14 protein-coding genes are annotated in these 18,239 nt (G+C 71.9%); 10 read left to right on the top strand and 4 right to left on the bottom strand.

Annotated elements, in window-relative coordinates; translation table 11 throughout:
- Positions 1–161: 161 nt before the first annotated feature.
- Positions 162–425 (bottom strand): WhiB family transcriptional regulator, encoded by a 264-nt coding sequence (locus ACFXAE_RS29160; RefSeq protein ID WP_003975777.1) that lies wholly within the window; start codon positions 423–425, stop codon positions 162–164.
- A 717-nt stretch (positions 426–1,142) separates the two neighbouring features.
- Here ACFXAE_RS29160 and ACFXAE_RS29155 point away from each other — a divergent pair.
- Genes ACFXAE_RS29155 through ACFXAE_RS29140 form a run of 4 tightly spaced genes read left to right on the top strand, consistent with a single transcriptional unit; the run spans position 1,143 to position 5,021 of the window.
- Positions 1,143–1,649 (top strand): cysteine dioxygenase, encoded by a 507-nt coding sequence (locus ACFXAE_RS29155; protein ID WP_384720178.1) that lies wholly within the window; start codon positions 1,143–1,145, stop codon positions 1,647–1,649.
- 33 nt (positions 1,650–1,682) lie between these two features.
- Positions 1,683–2,666, top strand: a complete 984-nt coding sequence (gene cofD, locus ACFXAE_RS29150; RefSeq protein ID WP_384720175.1) for a 2-phospho-L-lactate transferase — start codon at positions 1,683–1,685, stop codon at positions 2,664–2,666.
- Entirely contained in the window at positions 2,663–3,964 is a 1,302-nt protein-coding gene (locus tag ACFXAE_RS29145) for a coenzyme F420-0:L-glutamate ligase (protein WP_384720172.1), read from the top strand. Before cofD ends, ACFXAE_RS29145 begins: the two co-directional genes overlap by 4 nt.
- A gap of 55 nt (positions 3,965–4,019) precedes the next feature.
- Complete coding sequence (locus tag ACFXAE_RS29140) at positions 4,020–5,021, top strand: DNA-3-methyladenine glycosylase family protein (RefSeq protein WP_384720170.1); 1,002 nt, start codon at positions 4,020–4,022, stop codon at positions 5,019–5,021.
- 435 nt (positions 5,022–5,456) lie between these two features.
- Here the strand turns inward: ACFXAE_RS29140 and ACFXAE_RS29135 are convergent, their stop codons facing one another.
- Positions 5,457–6,539: a sugar phosphate nucleotidyltransferase gene (locus ACFXAE_RS29135; RefSeq protein ID WP_384720168.1), complete on the bottom strand. Its 1,083-nt coding sequence runs from the start codon at positions 6,537–6,539 to the stop codon at positions 5,457–5,459.
- Positions 6,540–6,635: 96 nt separating this feature from the next.
- The gene (locus ACFXAE_RS29130; protein ID WP_384720166.1) at positions 6,636–8,222 is read right to left on the bottom strand and encodes an N-acetylmuramoyl-L-alanine amidase; all 1,587 of its coding nucleotides are present in this window, start codon (positions 8,220–8,222) and stop codon (positions 6,636–6,638) included.
- Between the two features lie 128 nt (positions 8,223–8,350).
- Between ACFXAE_RS29130 and ACFXAE_RS29125 the strand changes: the two genes are divergently transcribed.
- The 6 genes from ACFXAE_RS29125 to ACFXAE_RS29100 all read left to right on the top strand — a co-directional run bounded on the left by ACFXAE_RS29125 (position 8,351) and on the right by ACFXAE_RS29100 (position 16,833).
- Positions 8,351–9,112: a TIGR03089 family protein gene (locus ACFXAE_RS29125; RefSeq protein ID WP_384720164.1), complete on the top strand. Its 762-nt coding sequence runs from the start codon at positions 8,351–8,353 to the stop codon at positions 9,110–9,112.
- Between the two features lie 218 nt (positions 9,113–9,330).
- Positions 9,331–10,536 carry an LCP family protein gene (locus ACFXAE_RS29120; RefSeq protein ID WP_384720162.1) on the top strand — a complete coding sequence of 402 codons (1,206 nt, stop codon included), beginning with the start codon at positions 9,331–9,333 and terminating at the stop codon, positions 10,534–10,536.
- Positions 10,537–10,780: 244 nt separating this feature from the next.
- Positions 10,781–12,529, top strand: coding sequence for an LCP family protein (locus ACFXAE_RS29115; RefSeq protein ID WP_384720160.1), 1,749 nt, complete (start codon positions 10,781–10,783; stop codon positions 12,527–12,529).
- Positions 12,530–12,600: 71 nt separating this feature from the next.
- Positions 12,601–14,223, top strand: a complete 1,623-nt coding sequence (locus tag ACFXAE_RS29110; RefSeq protein ID WP_384720158.1) for an LCP family protein — start codon at positions 12,601–12,603, stop codon at positions 14,221–14,223.
- 148 nt (positions 14,224–14,371) lie between these two features.
- Positions 14,372–15,970, top strand: a complete 1,599-nt coding sequence (locus tag ACFXAE_RS29105; protein ID WP_384720156.1) for an LCP family protein — start codon at positions 14,372–14,374, stop codon at positions 15,968–15,970.
- Between the two features lie 443 nt (positions 15,971–16,413).
- Positions 16,414–16,833, top strand: coding sequence for a spore-associated protein A (locus ACFXAE_RS29100; RefSeq protein ID WP_384720154.1), 420 nt, complete (start codon positions 16,414–16,416; stop codon positions 16,831–16,833).
- Positions 16,834–17,095: 262 nt separating this feature from the next.
- Here the strand turns inward: ACFXAE_RS29100 and ACFXAE_RS29095 are convergent, their stop codons facing one another.
- Positions 17,096–18,133 carry a glycosyltransferase family 2 protein gene (locus ACFXAE_RS29095; RefSeq protein WP_384720152.1) on the bottom strand — a complete coding sequence of 346 codons (1,038 nt, stop codon included), beginning with the start codon at positions 18,131–18,133 and terminating at the stop codon, positions 17,096–17,098.
- Between the last annotated feature and the right edge of the window lie 106 nt (positions 18,134–18,239).

Genomic DNA, 18,239 nt, shown 5'->3' with positions numbered 1-18,239 from the left:
GGAACGGGGCGGTGCGGAGCGTCTCGATGAGGGGCGGTGGCCGGGCGACGGACGGGCGGAGCGGCCCGCCGCCTGTGGACGACCCACCCGCGACGGGCCTTGAGCGACGTATGCGCGAAGTGGCACGCGTGCTGTGCGTACGGCGGTGATGTGCCGCCGCGTCAGACGGCGGCCTTCTTCAGCCGGCGGCGCTCCCGCTCGGACAGGCCGCCCCAGATGCCGAAGCGCTCGTCGTTGGCGAGGGCGTACTCGAGGCACTCGGAGCGGACCTCGCACGCGAGGCAGACCTTCTTCGCCTCCCGGGTCGAGCCGCCCTTCTCGGGGAAGAAGGACTCGGGGTCGGTCTGGGCGCACAGCGCGCGCTCCTGCCAGCCGAGCTCCTCGTCCGCGTCGTCGACCAGCAGTTGCTGCACCAGCTCGGTCATGTGCGCCCCTCGTCCGTCCTTCGCGTCCCCGTGATCCAGCCGTTACCGATTCCGGCTGAACGACACGAGTGAAATTACAAGTGTGCTGCTCCGGGCGAGTCAAGCTGAGATCTGCTATTGGGCCCCTTATTCACTCTGCGGAACCAAGGCCGAGCGGAAAGTGTTCAAATCGTCCTAAACCTTGACACGCGTACGGAACCCGCGAGGGCTTCCGGCCCCCGCGGAGCCTCTACAGGGAAGACGCCCAGGGGATCGATCTCGTTGCTGCACCCGCACAGGAGCGAACCGGATCACAGTCGGATCACGGGATCGCAACGGCGTGCGGGCACCCGGCCGTGGGCACCATGTGTCCCGGGAAACGACTGAGCAAACCTTTCGCCTACGAGATGAACCGGATGAGGTGAACCATGTCCCACATACCGGGCGTCAAGTTGACAGTGAAGGAGTGAACCGCTGTCCTAGTGGGCATGCTCGCGAATCCGGCACTCACCTCGACCCGCTCCGTCGGGTTCCTCGGTGCTGCCCGCGCTCGCTGTAGCTGTCGCTGTTCCGGCTGTTGAGCCCTCTCCCGTAGCTCCAGCCCCCGCCGGGCCACAGACCCGGCCGCTGTTTCCTCCGCTCCCACCAGGGCACCCCTCGCCGCCGCCCGCGACCCGGGCGCACGCGACGCGACACCCTCACCCCCACCGCCTTCTCCGCCAAGGAACCTCCGCATCCATGAACAGCGACAGCGACCTCCAGATCGCCGGCGACATCCTCGAAGTCCCGCACCTGCTCCAGCCCCCGCGCGAGCACCCGGCCACCGTCGCCGAGTTCGCCGGCCTGGCCCGCTCCATCGCCGCCGACCGCTCGCGGTGGGAGCACCTCGTCGAGTACGACGCCACCAGCCGCTGGTACCACCGGCTGCGCACCGGCCCCGGCTACGAGGTGTGGCTGCTGTCCTGGGTGCCCGGCCAGGGCAGCGGGCCGCACGACCACGGCCGCTCCTCCGGCGTGCTCACCGTCCTGGACGGCACCCTGACCGAGCGCACCGAGCGCGGCACGCGCGTGTTGACGGCCGGCGCGCAGCGCGTGTTCGCGCCGGGCTATGTGCACGAGGTCGTCAACGACGCCCTGGAACCCGCGGTCAGCCTGCACATCTACTATCCGGGCCTGACCGAGATGACGGCGCACACCTCCGTCCGCTGCGAGGCCCGCGCGGTGCCCGGCCCGGTAACTGCCTGACGCGATGTCGTAGCGGCCTGCGAGGATGGCCCCATGCGCATTGTGGTTCTGGCAGGCGGCATCGGCGGTGCCCGTTTCCTGCGCGGTCTGAAGCGGACCGTGCCGGACGCGGACATCACGGTCATCGGCAACACCGGGGACGACATCCACCTCTTCGGGCTGAAGGTCTGCCCGGACCTCGACACGGTGATGTACACGCTCGGCGGCGGTATCAACGAGGAGCAGGGCTGGGGGCGGACCGACGAGACCTTCCACCTCAAGGAGGAGCTCGCGGCGTACGGCGTCGGCCCGGAGTGGTTCGGGCTCGGCGACCGGGACTTCGCCACACACATCGTGCGGACACAGATGCTCGGCGCCGGCTTCCCGCTCAGCGCGGTGACCGAGGCGCTCTGCGACCGCTGGAAACCCGGCGTGCGCCTCATCCCCATGACCGACGACCGCGTGGAGACGCACGTGGCCGTCACGTTGCCCGACAGCGGCTCCGGCGCGGGGTCCGGCGAGCGCAAGGCGGTCCACTTCCAGGAGTACTGGGTGCGGCTGCGGGCCTCGGTGCCGGCCGAGGCGGTCGTGCCGGTCGGTGCGGAGCAGGCGAAGCCGGCGCCGGGCGTCCTGGAGGCGATCGCCGAGGCCGACGTGATCCTCTTCCCGCCGTCCAATCCCGTGGTCTCCGTCGGCACCATCCTCGCCGTCCCCGGCATCAGGGAGGCGATCGCCGACGCGGGCGTGCCGGTGATCGGCCTGTCGCCGATCGTCGGGGACGCGCCCGTGCGCGGCATGGCCGACAAGGTGCTGGCGGCCGTCGGCGTGGAGTCCACGGCCCCGGCGGTGGCCGAGCACTACGGTTCGGGCCTGCTGGACGGCTGGCTGGTCGACACGGTCGACGCGGCCTGCGTGGAGCGCGTCGAGGCGGCCGGGATCCGCTGCCGTGCCGTACCGCTGATGATGACCGACGTCGACGCGGCCGCGCGGATGGCGCGGGAGGCGCTGGCGCTGGCGGAGGAGGTCCGGGCGGTATGAGCGGCACGGGCTACCGGGTCCGGCCCGTGGCGGGCCTGCCCGAGATCCGCGAGGGCGACGACCTGGCCAAGCTGATCGCGGCCGCCGCACCGGACCTGTCCGACGGCGACGTCCTCCTCGTCACCTCGAAGATCGTCTCCAAGGCGGAGGGCCGGATCGTCGAGGCGACGGACCGGGAGGCCGCGATCGACGCGGAGACGGTGCGCGTGGTGGCCCGGCGCGGCTCCCTGCGCATCGTGGAGAACCGGCAGGGCCTGGTCATGGCAGCGGCCGGAGTCGACGCCTCCAACACCCCCGCCGGTACGGTCCTGCTGCTGCCCGAGGATCCGGACGCCTCCGCGCGGACGATCCGTCAGGGCCTGCGCGACGCCCTCGGCGTCGAGGTCGGCGTGATCGTCACCGACACCTTCGGCCGGCCCTGGCGCGCGGGGCTGACCGATGTCGCGATCGGCGCGGCGGGCGTCCGGGTGCTGGACGACCTGCGCGGTGGCACCGACGCGTACGGCAATCCGCTCGGCGCCACGGTCGTCGCCACGGCCGACGAGCTCGCCGCGGCGGGCGATCTGGTCAAGGGCAAGGCGTCCGGCCTCCCGGTGGCCGTGGTCCGCGGGCTGCCGCACCTGGTGGCGGCCGACGACGGCGAGGGAGCGCGGGCGATGGTCCGCGGCGCGCGCGACGACATGTTCCGCCTCGGCACGTCCGAGGCGGTACGCCAGGCGGTGACCCAGCGCCGTACGGTGCGGGCCTTCACGGACGAGCCGGTCGACCCCGGAGCCGTACGCCGCGCGGTGGCCGCGGCGGTCACGGCACCGGCCCCGCACCACACTACGCCGTGGCGGTTCGTGCTGCTGGAGTCGCCCGGGTCCCGCACCCGTCTCCTGGACGCCATGCGCGAGGCGTGGATCGCGGACCTGCGCCGCGACGGAAAGACGGAGGAGTCGATCGCCAAGCGCGTCCGCCGCGGCGACGTCCTGCGCAACGCGCCGTATCTGGTCGTCCCCTGTCTGGTCATGGACGGTTCGCACACCTACGGGGACGCGCGGCGGGACGGCGCGGAGCGGGAGATGTTCGTGGTCGCCACGGGCGCCGGCGTGCAGAACTTCCTGGTCGCGCTGGCCGGGGAGCGGCTGGGCTCGGCGTGGGTGTCGTCGACGATGTTCTGCCGCGAGGTGGTCCGTGAGGTCCTGGACCTGCCCGCGGACTGGGATCCGATGGGCGCGGTGGCGGTCGGCCACCCGGCGGAGGAGCCGCGGCCGCGGCCGGAGCGGGACGCGGGCGGTTTCATCGAGGTGCGGTGAGGCTGGGCCTACCCTCATAAAGGCCCCCGCTCCACTTCCACCCCCGGGATCTCTCGTGGCAGGACGTTTCGCTCCCCGCCCGGCTCGTACGACAGTGCGCGGCGGGCAGGTCGCCGTGTCCGGGGGAACGCCCCGCCGGGCACCGGCTCCGGCCCGCGTACGGACGTGGGTGCCAAAGGGGCCCCTGGACCTCGGGCTGGTCCTCGGTCCGCTGCGCCGCGGACCGGGTGATCCGACGTTCCGGGCGCTGCCGGACGGTTCCGTGTGGCGGGCCGGCCTGACGCCGGCGGGTCCGGGGACGCTGCGGGTGACGGGGCGCGGCGGGGAGGTCCGGGGAGAGGCTTGGGGGCCGGGGGCCGACTGGCTTCTGGACAAGCTGCCGGAGATGCTCGGTGCCGCCGACGACCCGTCCGCCTTCGTGCCCCGGCACAAGCTGCTGGCACTGACCCGGCACCGGCGTCCGGGGCTGCGGCTGACGCGGACCGGGCTGGTGCTGGAGTCGCTGATTCCGTCGATTCTGGAGCAGAAGGTCACGACGGGGGAGGCGTACCGGGCGTGGCGGCTGCTGGTACGGAAGTACGGGGAGCCGGCGCCCGGGCCCGCGCCGGAGCGGATGTCGGTGATGCCGGCGCCGCGGACGTGGGCGCTGATTCCCTCCTGGGAATGGCACCGGGCCGGGGTCGACGACAAGCGGGCGTCGACGGTTCTGCGGGCGGTGCGGGTCGCCGCGCGGCTGGAGGAGGCTGTCGGGATGCCTCCGGAGGCGGCGCGGGCGCGGTTGGAGCTGGTGCCGGGGATCGGGCCGTGGACGTCGGCGGAGACGGTGCAGCGCAGTCATGGGGCGGCGGATGCGGTGACCGTGGGGGATCTGCATCTGCCGGGGATCGTGGGCTGGGCTCTTGCGGGGGACCGGTATGCGGATGACACGGTGATGTTGTCGCTGCTGGAGCCGTATGCGGGGCAGCGGCATCGGGCTGCGCGGCTGGTTCTGCTGAGCGGGAGAGTGCCGGGGCGGCGGGCGCCGCGGATGCCGTACGGGGACATCGGGCGGCTTTGAGGTTCGGCTGGGCCGGTGTTCGGTGGGGCGCGGCCCGGCGTGTTACGGGTGCCCCGCGTCGGGGCGGGCCGGGGGTGGGTCTGCGCGGCCCGGCGTGTTACGGGGTGCCCCCGTGTTGGTGGGGGCCGGGGGTTGTTCGCGCGGCCCGGCGCTTGCGGGGTGCCGTCGCGCCCACCCGTGCCGCCCCAGCGGCACGACTGCCCGCGGACCGTGAGGGCAACGACACAGCTGCCCGCGGACCGTGAAGGCAACGGCACGACCGCCCGCGGACCGTGAAGGCAACGACACAGCTGCCCGCGGACCGCGAAGGCAACGGCACGACCGCCCGCGGACCGTGAAGGCAACGACACGACCGCCCGCGGACCGCGAAGGCAACGGCACGACTGCCCGCGGGAGTGGTGGGTGTGGGGTCGGTTCGTCTGTCGGCCGCTGGTGTTACTGGTCCGAGGAGAAGCGGAGGGCGCCCGCCGGGATCGTCGCGTCGCACCAGACGCGGGCGCCCTCGCGGAGTTCGTTGCGGGGGCCGATGACCGCGCCGTCGCCTATGACCGTGCCGGTGAGGACCGAGCGCTCGCCCACCCGTGCCCGCGTACCGATCAGCGAGTCCGTGATGACCGCGCCCGGCTCGATCACCGCCCCCGGCAGGATCGTGCTGCCGAAGACGCGCGCGCCCTCCGCCACGAACGCGCCCTCGCCCACCACCGTCCCGCCCGCCAGCTTCGCGTCCGGTGCCACGGTCGCCGTGGGCAGCACCAGCCGGTCCCCGCAGCGCCCGGGCACCGCCGGCGACGGCGCACGGCCCAGCACCAGATCCGCCGAGCCCCGTACGAAGGCCGCCGGGGTCCCCAGGTCCAGCCAGTACGTGGAGTCGACCATCCCCTGCAGGTGCGCCCCCGCCGCCAGCAGCCCCGGGAACGTCTCCCGTTCCACCGACACCACCCGCCCCGCCGGGATCGTGTCGATCACCGACCGGCGGAAGACGTACGCCCCCGCGTTGATCTGGTCGGTGACGATCTCCTCCGGTGTCTGCGGCTTCTCCAGGAACGCCCGCACCCGTCCCGATTCGTCCGTCGGCACCAGCCCGTACGCCCGCGGGTCCGTCACCTTTGTCAGGTGCAGCGAGACGTCCGCGCCGGTCGTCTCGTGCGTGCGCACCAGCGCCCGGATGTCCAGCCCCGTCAGGATGTCCCCGTTGAAGACCAGCACCGGCTCGTCCGGCCCCGAGTGCAGCCGGGACGCGGCGTTCCGGATGGCGCCGCCCGTGCCGAGCGGCTCCTCCTCCGTCATGTACTCGAGGTGCAGCCCCAGGGCCGCCCCGTCGCCGAAGTACGGCTCGAAGACCTCGGCCAGGTAGGACGTGGCCAGGACGATGTGCTCGACGCCCGCCGCTCTCGCTCTCGCCAGCTGGTGCGTGAGGAAGGGCACCCCGGCCGCCGGGACCATGGGTTTGGGCGTGTGCACCGTGAGCGGTCGCAGCCGCGTGCCTTTGCCGCCGACCAGGAGGATCGCTTCTGTCACCTGTCGTCTCTGCTTCCTGCCGGGACCGGCCGAACTGTCTTTCGGCCGGCCAGTGTATGCAGACCGCCTCCGGCAGGAAGGAGCGCCCGGCCCGCCTCAGCGGCCCTGGTAACGGGCTGCCGTGGCACGCGCGGTGCCGAGCTTCTTGTACAGCTTCCCCCCTGGGCACGAGGTGTTGAACCCGTCCCGGTGACCGGAGATCACGTTCAGTCGTACCTTCTTGCCTTTTCGGTAGAGATTGCCACCGGCGGACTTCAGATATGTCTTGGCGCGCGGATTCATCCCGTGCAGTCCGAGTTTCCACGCGGTGAGCCGGGCGACGGCCTTCACGGCGGAGGAGGACGGCTTCCTGGAGCCGTAGGAGCCGATCACCGCGATGCCCGCGGTGTCGGTGTTGAAGCCCATGGTGTGGGCCCCCTTGACCGGCTTCGCCACTCCCCCGGCCCGGCCCTCGTAGATCCTGCCGCACTTGTCGACGAGGAAGTTGTAGCCGATGTCCCGCCAGCCCAGGCTCCGCACGTGGTAGCGGTAGAACCCGCGGACGAGCGAAGGTGCCTGCGAGCACGTGTAGCCGTTGCCGGAGGCGGTGTGGTGCACGAAGGCCGCCTTGACCTTGCCGGTGTACACGAACCGCTTCTCCCGCAGACTCTCGTCGGCTCCCCAGCCGCGCCGGGTGACGATGGCGGGGCGCGGCCCGATGTACGGCCTGGCCCGCTGCCGCTCGGTCAGTTCGGCCCCGCGCAGGGTGAGGTACTCCTGCCGGGTCTGCTCGCCGTTCAGCGCGGGGATCTCCAGGGCGCCGAACGGTGCGAGTGCGGAGTTGGCCGCGGAGGCGGCGGTCGCCTCGGCGCTCATGACGCCGGTGCGCGGCCCCTCCAGGGCCTCGTCCCCCGGGTCGACGAGATCGAGCCGCAGCCCGGAGGGCAACACCGCGTGGTCACCGATCCAGGGCTCACCGGCCTCCGACTCACCGGCCTCCGACTCACCGGCCCCCAGCTCACCAGCCTCCGACTCACCGGCCCCCAGCTCACCAGCCTCCGACTCACCGGCCCCCAGCTCACCAGCCTCCGACTCACCGGCCCCAGGCTCACCAGCCTCCGACTCACCGGCCCCAGGCTCACCGGCTTCCGACTCGCCGGCCCAGGGCTCGCCGATCTCGGGCTCATCCGCCCCAGCCCCCTCGTCCCCGCCCTCACCGGGCTCCGGCCGAACCCGGATCTCCACCCCGTCGGACTCCCCCACCCACAGCGGTGCCGTGGCGCCGCGGACCCCGTCCGCGGCGCCCTCCGCGCTGCCCGGATCGGCCGCGTGGTCGGCGTAGTGCGTCTCGACGTCCCGCCAGCCGGACCAGGCGCCGGTGCGGGCCGCCCGGGTGCGGACCTGGACGCGGCCGTGGAGTTCGGCGGCGGGGTCGTCCCAGACGACCCCGAGGAGGGAGAAGGGCCGTACGGCCCGCGGGGCGAGGCCGAGGACGGCGCCGGAGGCACGGTCGCGGGTGAGGGGTCTCAGGGGCAGCGACTGGGTGCTGCCGGGTACGTCGGGCCGGGCCGTCACCGCTGCGCGCGTGGCCGCTTCCGCCGTCGGCGCCGGTCTCGCGTCCGCCGCGGTGGCGGGCGGGGCGAGCGGGAGGGCGAGGGCGGCGGCGCAGGTGACACCGATTGAGGAAGCAAGAATTCCACGCATGCCCCTGAGCTTGGACACAGTCAGACAAATCTGTCCATCGGGGAGTTGACGGCCCGTCGGAGCCCGTTCCCCCGAACCGGTGTCCCGGCGGGCGGTGCGCGCGGACGGGCCCGCGTACGCTTGCGCGGGTGAACGCCACCGACCGCACCCCTGCCGACCTGCTGAGTTCCGCGCTGGCCGCGGACCCTGGACGCCCCCTGGTGACCTTCTACGACGACGCCACGGGCGAACGCGTCGAATTGTCCGTGGCCACCTTCGCCAATTGGGTGGCCAAGACCGCCAACCTCCTCCAGGACGAGCTGTCCGTGGAACCCGGCGACCGGGTGGCCCTGCTGCTGCCCGCGCACTGGCAGACGGCGGTCTGGCTGCTGGCGTGCGCGTCGGTGGGCGTGGTCGCGGACGTGGCCGGGGACCCGGCGGCGGCGGACGTGGTGGTGAGCGGTCCGGAGCCGGAGTCGCTGGAGGCGGCGCGGGCCTGCTCGGGGGCCAGGATCGCACTGGCGCTCAGGCCGCTCGGCGGGCGCTTCCCGCAGCCGCCGGAGGGCTTCGCCGACTACGCCGTCGAGGTACCGGGGCAGGGCGACCGCTTCGTGCCGTACGCGCCCGTCGACCCCGAGGAGCCGGCGCTGATCGTGGCGGGCCGGGAGTTCACCGGGGCGGAGGTGGTCGAGCGGGCCCGGGCCGAGGCGCCGGAGCTCGGTCTGACCGGACCGGGTTCGCGGATCCTGTCGGGGCGGCCGTACGCCACGTGGGAGGGTCTGAACACGGGCCTGTACGGGCCACTGGCGACCGGCGGCTCCGTGGTGCTGTGCCGGAACCTGGACCGCCTCGGGGACGGCGCCCTGGACAAGCGGGTGGAGAGCGAACGGGTGACGGTCATCGCCCGGTGACGGCATCGCCGCCCACCGCGCCGCGAAAGGCCCCGCCCACCGCGCCGGAAACGCGTTCCCCACCGCCCGCCGAAACCGAACCCCCCTCGACACCCCCCGTCCGCCCCCTCCCCTCCCCCGTCCGGCGCACCACCACCCGCCCCGGGCCGCCGTCCCGGGTCATCGTCGTACGCAACGGCACCACCACACGCCGTACGCAGTGAGGGGTGGACCCGGTCATGAGCGACACCGCAGGCGCGTCCTCCGCGCAGCCGGGGGACAGCCGTGCCCTCGGCCCGGGGACGGGGTCCTCGGCGAGCGGGCGGGGGCGGGCCCGGCGCCGGCGGCGGCGCTGGGCGTGCGGCACCGGGCTCGCCGTCGCCGTCGTGCTGCTCGCGGCAGCGGGCGCCGGGTGGGCGGTGTACCGGAAGCTGGAGGGGAACATCACCCCGGACGAGGCGGCGGCCGCCGAACTCGCGCGGTTCGAGAAGGACCGGCCCACGGCGCTCGTCGAGGACGCCCGGAACATCCTGCTGATCGGCTCGGACTCGCGCTCCGGGGACGGGAACGCCCGCTACGGGCGGGACGCGGGGACGGAGCGTTCGGACACCGTGATCCTGCTGCACCTGTCGGGGGGCCGGCGCAGCGCCACCGCGGTGTCCGTCCCCCGGGACCTGATGGTGGACGTGCCCGGCTGCCGCCGCCCCGACGGGTCGCGTGCCGAGCCGGTGTTCACGGTGTTCAACTCCGCCTTCGCGGTGGGCGGTTCGGCCTGCACCATCCGAACGGTGGAGAAACTCACGGACATCCGCGTCGACCACCACGTCGTCGTCGACTTCGACGGTTTCAAGGACATGGTCGACGCGGTGGGCGGTGTCGAGGTGTGCCTGCGCGAGCCCGTCGACGACGAGGACGCCGAACTGAGACTTCCGGCGGGCCGGGTGACGCTGGACGGGGAGCAGGCGCTCGGTTATGTCCGCGCCCGCAAGTCCCTCGGCGACGGCAGCGACACCAGCCGCATGGAGCGCCAGCAGCGCTTCCTCGGCGCGCTGGTCAACAAGGTGAGCGGCAATGACGTTCTGCTGAATCCGGTGAAGCTGTATCCCGTTCTGGACGCGGCCACCTCGTCGCTCACGACCGACCCGGGGCTGGCCAGTCTGCGGGGTCTGTACGATCTCGCGCGCGGGTTGCGCGAGATCCCCGCGGAGCGGGTGCACTTCCTGACCGTTCCCCGGGAGCCGTACGCCGGGAACGTGAATCGGGACCAACTCGCGCAGCCCGCCGCAGAGGAACTGTTCGAACGGCTGCGCGGGGACGCACCCGTGGCCGTCGACACGGACGGTGACCGGAAGGGCACGGAAAAGGAATCCGGGAAGGCGTCCGGCGACTCCTCTCCGGCACCGACGTTCTCGGGAAACACGGCCGCCGAGGACACCTGCGCGTAGAGCCTGCCCCGAGCCAACTCCAAGGCACCGCGCCTTTGTCCGAAGAAATGGGCGGATTGCCCACTTGTGAGGAAGTGGAATTCGTCACCGCCGTCGCTTCCACTCGATCAGGACCGTTAGTGTGAGCGCTCCGGTGCGTCCGTTCCTTCAGGCCTGTCCTGAGAATCCCGCACTGTGTGACCGAGACCCGAGCGCCTTGGAAGGGGAAAGGCGCCGCGTGGGCCCGACGGAGGATTCAAGCGACGTGGACGCGCAAGGCCGTGGGCGGGCGGAGAACATCGATCCCGCAGACCAGTGGGTACTCAACCCGGACACCGGCGAATACGAACTGCGACTGGGCCCTTCCGCACCGCAATCGGCGGTTCCCGGACCGCGCGGACCGCGCCCCCCGGGTGCGGGCGCCGCGCGCGGCCGGTCGGCGGCGCCGGGCCGCACCCCCGAACGTGAGCGGGAGGCACCCGGTCGCGAGGTGCCGCCGCAGCGCAGACGCCGGGGTGTGCCGCAGGAGCCGCCCCCGGGGCAGCGCGGGCGCCGGCCGGCGAAGAAGAAGTCGAAGGCGAAGAAGGTCCTGCTGTGGACCGGCGGCACGATGGCGTTCGTGGTGCTCGTGGCCGGCACGGCCGGGTACCTCTATCTGGAACATCTGAACGACAACATCCAGTCCGTCTCCGACGACGGCGCCAGCACGGGCGGCTTCAGCAAGGACAAGGCGATCAACATCCTGCTGATCGGCACCGACAAGCGCACCGGCTCCGGCAACGAAAGCTACGGCGACAAAGGCAGCGAGGGGCACGCCGACACCACGCTCCTGCTGCACGTCTCCAAGGACCGTTCCAACGCGACCGCGCTGAGCATTCCGCGTGACCTGATAGTCGACGTCCCCGACTGCCCGACGCAGCAGGAGGACGGCAGCGAGAAGATCATCCCGGGCTCGGCCGGCGTCCGCTTCAACACCAGCCTCGGCCAGGGTGGCCGTACGCCCAGCTGCACCATGCGGACGGTGACGGAGCTGACCGGCATCACGCCGGACAACTTCATGGTGGCCGACTTCAACGCGGTGAAGACGCTGACGTCGGCGGTCGGTGGCGTCGAGGTGTGTCTGGCCAAGGACATCGACGACCCGGATTCTCATCTGAAGCTGTCCAAGGGCACGCACACCATCGAGGGTGAGGACGCGCTGGCGTTCGTCCGCACCCGGCACTCGGTCGGCTTCGGCGGCGATCTGAGCCGGATCGAGTTGCAACAGCAGTTCCTGAGCTCGCTGATGCGGAAGCTGAAGTCGAACGACACGCTCACCAGTCCGACGAAGATGATCAAGCTGGCAGAGGCGGGGACCAAGGCGCTCACCGTCGACTCCCAGTTGGACAGCATCAACAAGCTCAAGGACCTGGGTCTGGAGCTGGGCAAGCTCAACGTCAAGAACCTGACCTTCGCCACCGTGCCGGTCAAGGACAACCCGGCCGAGAAGACGCCGGTGACCGTCGTGCTGAAGGAGTCCGCCCAGCAGGTCTTCGACATGGTCAAGAACGACGTCTCCTTCACCGAGGTCAAGCAGCAGAAGAAGAAGGAGAAGGCCGCCGTCGCCGCCCGGCTGAAGGGCGAGAAGGCACCGGCCTCCGAGGTCCGCGTGCGGATCCTCAACGGCGGCGCCGTGGACGGCAGCGCCCAGGAGACCCTCAGCTGGCTGCAGGTGAACCAGGGCGTCACCAAGTCGGAGAACGCCGGCAACGCGCCCGAGGAACTGAGCAGGACGACGCTGGAGTACGCCCCCGACCAGGCCGACCAGGCACGCCGCCTGGCCGACATCATGGGGCTGTCCGGTTCGGCGATGAAGCCCGGCGAGAGCGTCACCAACTCCCAGGGCGTGCCCGCGATGACGCTGACCCTCGGCAAGGACTTCAAGGGTGCCGGCGTCAAAATCGACGCGGCCGCCGCGGACGTGCCCGATGACGCCCGGAAGTCCACGGCGGACAAGGTCGAGTGCGCCAAGTGACCTGACGGGCCTGTTCCGCGTCCTACAGGGCGCGGGGCAGGCCCGTTCCATGGTGCGGCGAGGGGGAGACGGTGACGCGGAGCGGTGTGCGGGAGGAACCCGGGCCCGGCCTGCCGGACGGCGGCCCTCGGGCCCCGGAGGGCGGTGACGGCCCGCCGAAAGGCGGACGGCGGCCGTCCGCCGGGCGGGGCCGGCGCGCGCTGCGCTGGTCGGCGGCGACCCTGGCCGTACTGATACTCGGGACGGCCGGCGCCGGTTACCTGTACTACGAGCATCTGAACGGCAATATCGAGAAGGGTGAGCGCAGCAGCGGTGACTCCAAGGCGCACAAGACCGGGCCGAACGCGGCCGGGCAGACGCCACTGAACATCCTGCTGATCGGCTCCGACAGCCGCGCCTCCGACAAGAACGTCGCGCTCGGCGGCAGCCGGGACACCCGCGGCAATCCACCGCTGGGCGATGTGCAGATGCTGATCCATCTCGCCGCCGACCGCGAGAGCGCGGCCGTGGTGAGCATCCCGCGCGACACCCGGGTCGACGTCCCCGAGTGCACCGACCCGAAGACCGGGGACACCTACCCGGCCACCAACGACATCATCAACACCTCGCTGGCCCGCGGCGGTCCCGGTTGCACCCTGGCCACCTGGGAGAACCTCACCGGCGTCTACATCGACCACTGGATGACGATCGACTTCGCGGGCGTCGTGTCGATGGCGGACGCCATCGGCGGCGTCGAGGTCTGCGTCGACCAGAACGTGTGGGACCGCCCGCTGCCCGGTGTGCCCGGCGGCTCGGGCCTGAAGATGAAGGCCGGGTCGGAGAAGGTCGAGGGCGAGCGGGCGCTGCAGTGGCTGCGTACCCGGCACGCCTGGGGCAGCGACCTGCTGCGGGCGCGGGCCCAGCACATGTACATGAACTCGATGATCCGCACCCTGCGCGACCAGAACGTGTTCACCGACACGGGCAGGCTGATGGACCTGGCGGAGGCGGCGACCGGCTCGCTGACGGTCTCCGAGGAGATCGGCTCGGTGAAGAAGCTGTACGACCTGGGGATGCAGCTGAAGACGGTGCCGCCGGACCGCATCACCATGACGACGCTGCCCACGGTCGAGGACCCGCAGAACCGCAACCACCTGCTCGCGGCCGGCGCCGACGCCGAGCGGGTGTGGACCATGCTCCGCGACGACGTGTCCTTCGACGGCAAGGGCGGCAAGGGCGGCAAGAACAAGACGAGCGGCGAGGACGAGAAGGGCAGGGCCGCCGCCGACCCCGCCGCCCCGGACGCCGAGATCGGCGTCCTCGTCCAGAACGCCACCCGGTCCGCGTCCCTCGGCCCCGTCACCGGCCGGGCGAACGCGATCGCCCGGTCCCTGGTGGCGAAGGGTTTCCCCCGCGCCGCGCCGGACACCTCCCGCGCGCTCGCCGAGCAGCGGACCGTCGTACGGTATCCGGCCGCCGACTCGCAGGGGGACGCCCGGCGGGTGGCCGAGTCGCTCGGTATCCCGGCGAGTTCCGTCAAGCAGTCCGCCGATGTCTCCGGTGTCACGGTCGTGATCGGCGCGGACTGGCGTGAGGGCACGGCCTATCCGGAGCAGGTGCCGCCCGCCGCCGGCGATCTGCCGGACGACGCCGACGCCCTCAGCGGCGCGGAGACGGGCAGGTGCATGGACGTGTACAAGCCGTACCGCTGGTAGCGCGCCGGGGCTCCCCGGCCCCCGCGTAACTTGTTGAAGTCGGTTGGAATACCGGGGCAACTGACGGGCCCGTCGTGCGTCTAACAGGACGCAGGACGGGCCTGCTTCACGAGGCGAGGGGTTGCCAGGAGTGGGGAGAACGGCGGCAGTGACGCAGAACGCCGCACCGGAGACACTCGGTGACGACGAGCGTGAGGTGGACCCGGACGACAGTCCGGCCGAGGGCGGGGACGAAGGCGAGGGCAAGGGCGCGGACGGCCCCCGCCCGCGCCGCGCACGCCGGCTGCTCAAGTGGTTCGCGGCGGTCCTCGCCCTGCTCATAGTCGGCACGGCCGGGGCGGGTTACCTCTACTACCGGCAGCTGAACCACAACATCAAGAAGGACGCCCTGAACCTGGGCGACGCCGAGGTCGCCGAGCCGACGCCGAACGCGGCCGGGCAGACCCCGCTGAACATCCTGCTCATCGGCAGCGACGCGCGGGACACCGAGAAGAACCAGCGACTCGGCGGTGCTCGCGAGACGTTCGGCTCCACTCCGCTCGCCGACGTCCAGATGCTGGTGCACCTGTCCGCCGACCGCTCCAACATGTCCGTGGTCAGCATGCCGCGCGACACCCTGCTCCAGATCCCCAAGTGCACCGACCCGGACGACGGGACGGTGTACCCGGCGAGCGACGGGCGGACGATGACCAACCAGAGCCTCGGCCACGGCGGCCCCGGCTGCACGGTGGCCACCTGGCAGGAGCTCACCGGCATCCACATCGACCACTTCGTCATGGTCGACTTCGCGGGCGTGGTCTCCATGGCGGACGCGGTCGGCGGTGTTCCGGTGTGCGTCGACGCCAACATCCACTCGCGCGACGGCCAGGGCCACGGCTCCGGGCTGAAACTCGAGAAGGGCACCCACCCGGTGAAGGGCGAGCAGGCCCTGCAATGGCTGCGCACGCGCTACGGCTTCGAGGACGGCAGCGACCTCGCCCGTGCCAAGGCCCAGCACATGTACATGAACTCGCTGGTCCGCGAGCTGCGCGAGAACGCCACCCTCAGCAACCCCAACAAGCTGCGCAGACTCGCCGAGAAGGCCACCGAGGCACTCACCGTCGACCCCGGCCTCGACACGGTGAAGAAGCTGTACGACCTGAGCACCGAACTGCGCAAGGTGGAGCCGGAGCGCATCACCATGACGACGATGCCCAACCGGTACGTGGGCGCTCGCGTGGAACCGACCGAGGACGCCGAGCAGTTGTTCCGTCTGGTGCGCGAGGACATCGCCCTCGACGGCAAGGACGCCGAGCCGGTGAAGGCCGAGGAGAAGACGCCGTCGGACCCGGCGGCCGACGACGCCGACATCGCCGTACAGGTCCGCAACGGCACCCGCACCGACACCCTCGCCGCCGCGCCCGGGCGCACCGACACGGTCGTGACGGCGCTGCGGGAGAAGGGCTTCACCGCGGCGACCGCCGACACCATCAGTGCCCTCAGCGAGAAGCGGACGGTGGTGCAGTACCCGAGCGCCGACCTGGAGGGCGACGCCCGCCGCGTCGCCGACGCCCTCGGCGTCCCGGCGAGCGCGGTGAAGCGCTCCACCGAGGTGTCCGGCGTCACGCTCGTCGTGGGCGCCGACTGGCGCGAGGGCACGACGTACAAGGCGCCCGAGGAGGACAACACCACCCCCGAGACCGCACAGGCGCTCAACGGGGCCGACGACAAGGCGTGCATGCACGTCAGTCCGGGCTTCACCTGGTGAACCTGCGACGAGCATGAACGCGACGAGCCCCTTCCCGGCCGGAGGGGGACCCTCGGTACAAGGCCCCACGGGGCGAGCACCGCACCCTCAGGATCCCGGCCGCTGTCGCGCACACCATGGCCTGCGGGAAGGAACGGCTCCGACTGTCAGGGTCCCGGACGGGCAGGCGGTTCCGCACCGGTGATGCACTTATCGGCCATCGCCCCTGCCTATCCGGCCATCTCCCCGTACGGGTATTCCCGGTTCGGCTCCGCCATACAATGATCTTGGACGGATCCGGACCCGGATCCTCCGGCAGGATTCCCGCAAGGACCCGTCAGTGCTCGGACTCGCGCCGGTGCGGTCGCGGGGCCACGGCATCCCTGCCGGCCGTCCCGGGCGACAACCGGCTTTCCCTGGCCGTCGCCTTCGCCATCACGACAATCCCGACCTAGGAGAATGTCATGCGCATTCCGAGACGACTCATGTCCGCCGCGGCAGTCCTCGGCCTCACTGTCACCGGAACGGCCCTCACGACCGGCACCGCCGAGGCGGCCTCGTACAACAGCGCCTGTGGTTCGGGTTACAAAGTGATCGACTCGATGGATGTGGGCGACGGCAACACGTTCCTGACCTACAACAGCTCCACCGGATACAACTGCGTCGTGACCGTGGGCGACGCCCCGGGAACGCCCCAGATCCTGGGAGCCAACCTGCGGCGCCACAACACCACCACCTCATGGCCGGCCGGCACGCAGGACGACGGGGTCTACAACTACTACGCGGGGCCCCTCTACCTCTACGCCCCGGGTGCCTGCATCGACTGGGGCGGCCGCGCGGAGTCCAACTACACGCGCATCAACTACGGCGTCCACTGCGGCTGACGGCATTCGCCCCGCAGTTCAGGGAGCCTCGCCCGTCGCGATGCGTGGGCCGTCGCCTGATCGACGGCCCACGAAAAGGCTTCCGGGGACCCGCGCCGCCCTGGTTCCGTCCCCTTGTGGCTGTGGGCGCACGCCCGGGACTCCGCCGGCACCCTGATCCGGCGGTGGCGGGCCCTGTGCGGTCGGCCCGACGAGCGCCGGCAGCGGGCCGACCGTACGCCTTCTCACGCCACCCTCACCGGTCCCCCGGCATGCGATGACGTCAGGAGGCCGGCGCGTCCGCGCGGACCGCGGGGCGCCGGCTCGCGATCACCTTGCGCGCCAGGGCCTTCGGGCTGGTGAGGAAGCCCCAGCCCCACGACATGTGCATGGTGGCCAGCGCCACCGGGATCTGCAGCCGCGCCTTGAACGGCAGTCCCCTGCCGGCCGGTACGGACCCCAGCACGATCGCCGCGAGGTAACCGCCGGGCACCACGAAGCCCCACGGGGTCAGCGCGGCCCCCACCACGATCCCGGCCGCGATCGCGCACACCGCGGTCGGCGGGGCGAGGTAGCGCAGGTTGATGGAACCGGAGTGGTAGCGGGCCACGACGTGCCGCCAACGGCCGTAGTCCTTGTACTGCTTGGCCAGCGCCCGCACGCTCGGCCGGGGCCGGTACGACACCTTCAGCTCCGGCGAGAACCAGATCAGCCCGCCGGCCTCACGGATGCGGAAGTTCAGCTCCCAGTCCTGGGCGCGGATGAACTCCACGTTGTAACCGCCCTGCCGCTCCAGCGCCTCGCGCCGGAACACCCCCAGGTACACCGTCTCGGCGGGAGCGGCCTCGCCGCCGGTGTGGAAGGCGGCGTTGCCCACACCTATCCTCGACGTCATCGCGGCCGCGACGGCGTGCTCCCAGTCGTTCTCCCCCTCGGCGTGCATGATGCCGCCGACGTTCTGCGCGCCGGTCTCCTCCAGGAGCCGCACGGCGGTCGCGATGTAGTTCGGGGAGAGCATCCCGTGCCCGTCGACGCGGACCACGACCGGATGGCGCGAGGCCTGGATCGCCGCGTTGAGGGCGGCCGGGGTGCGGCCGGTCGGATTGGGCACGGTGTGCACCCGCGGGTCCTCGGCCACGAGCTCGGCGGCGATCTCGTCCGTGCGGTCCGTGGACGGACCGAGGGCGATCACGACCTCCATCTCGCCGGCGTACTCCTGGGCGAGGATCGCGCGGACGGCGCCGCGCAGGTGCCGCTCCTCGTTGAGGACGGGCATGATCACGGAAACGGCGGGGAGCCGCACGTCGGGATTGGCGTTCATAGGGCCCTCACGTTACCGCGAACGGGGGACACCGCCGCGCGCGCCGGGGGCGATGTACCGGGCCACAGATCGTATCGGCCTACCGTGCTCACGATCCCACGCACGG

Source organism: Streptomyces sp. NPDC059454, assembly GCF_042749965.1.
Lineage (GTDB): Bacteria > Actinomycetota > Actinomycetes > Streptomycetales > Streptomycetaceae > Streptomyces.
The sequence above is the reverse complement of the archived record's forward strand: the minus strand, read 5'-3'. Positions and strand labels throughout refer to the sequence as shown.

Excerpts from the sequence above, each read along its gene's own strand:
- ACFXAE_RS29145 (WP_384720172.1), top strand. The coding sequence starts at position 2,663 with ATGAGCGGCACGGGCTACCGGGTCCGGCCCGTGGCGGGCCTGCCCGAG.
- cofD (WP_384720175.1), top strand. The coding sequence starts at position 1,683 with ATGCGCATTGTGGTTCTGGCAGGCGGCATCGGCGGTGCCCGTTTCCTG.
- ACFXAE_RS29100 (WP_384720154.1), top strand. The coding sequence starts at position 16,414 with ATGCGCATTCCGAGACGACTCATGTCCGCCGCGGCAGTCCTCGGCCTC.
- ACFXAE_RS29160 (WP_003975777.1), bottom strand. The coding sequence starts at position 425 with ATGACCGAGCTGGTGCAGCAACTGCTGGTCGACGACGCGGACGAGGAG.
- ACFXAE_RS29130 (WP_384720166.1), bottom strand. The coding sequence starts at position 8,222 with ATGCGTGGAATTCTTGCTTCCTCAATCGGTGTCACCTGCGCCGCCGCC.
- ACFXAE_RS29155 (WP_384720178.1), top strand. The coding sequence starts at position 1,143 with ATGAACAGCGACAGCGACCTCCAGATCGCCGGCGACATCCTCGAAGTC.
- ACFXAE_RS29120 (WP_384720162.1), top strand. The coding sequence starts at position 9,331 with ATGAGCGACACCGCAGGCGCGTCCTCCGCGCAGCCGGGGGACAGCCGT.
- ACFXAE_RS29095 (WP_384720152.1), bottom strand. The coding sequence starts at position 18,133 with ATGAACGCCAATCCCGACGTGCGGCTCCCCGCCGTTTCCGTGATCATG.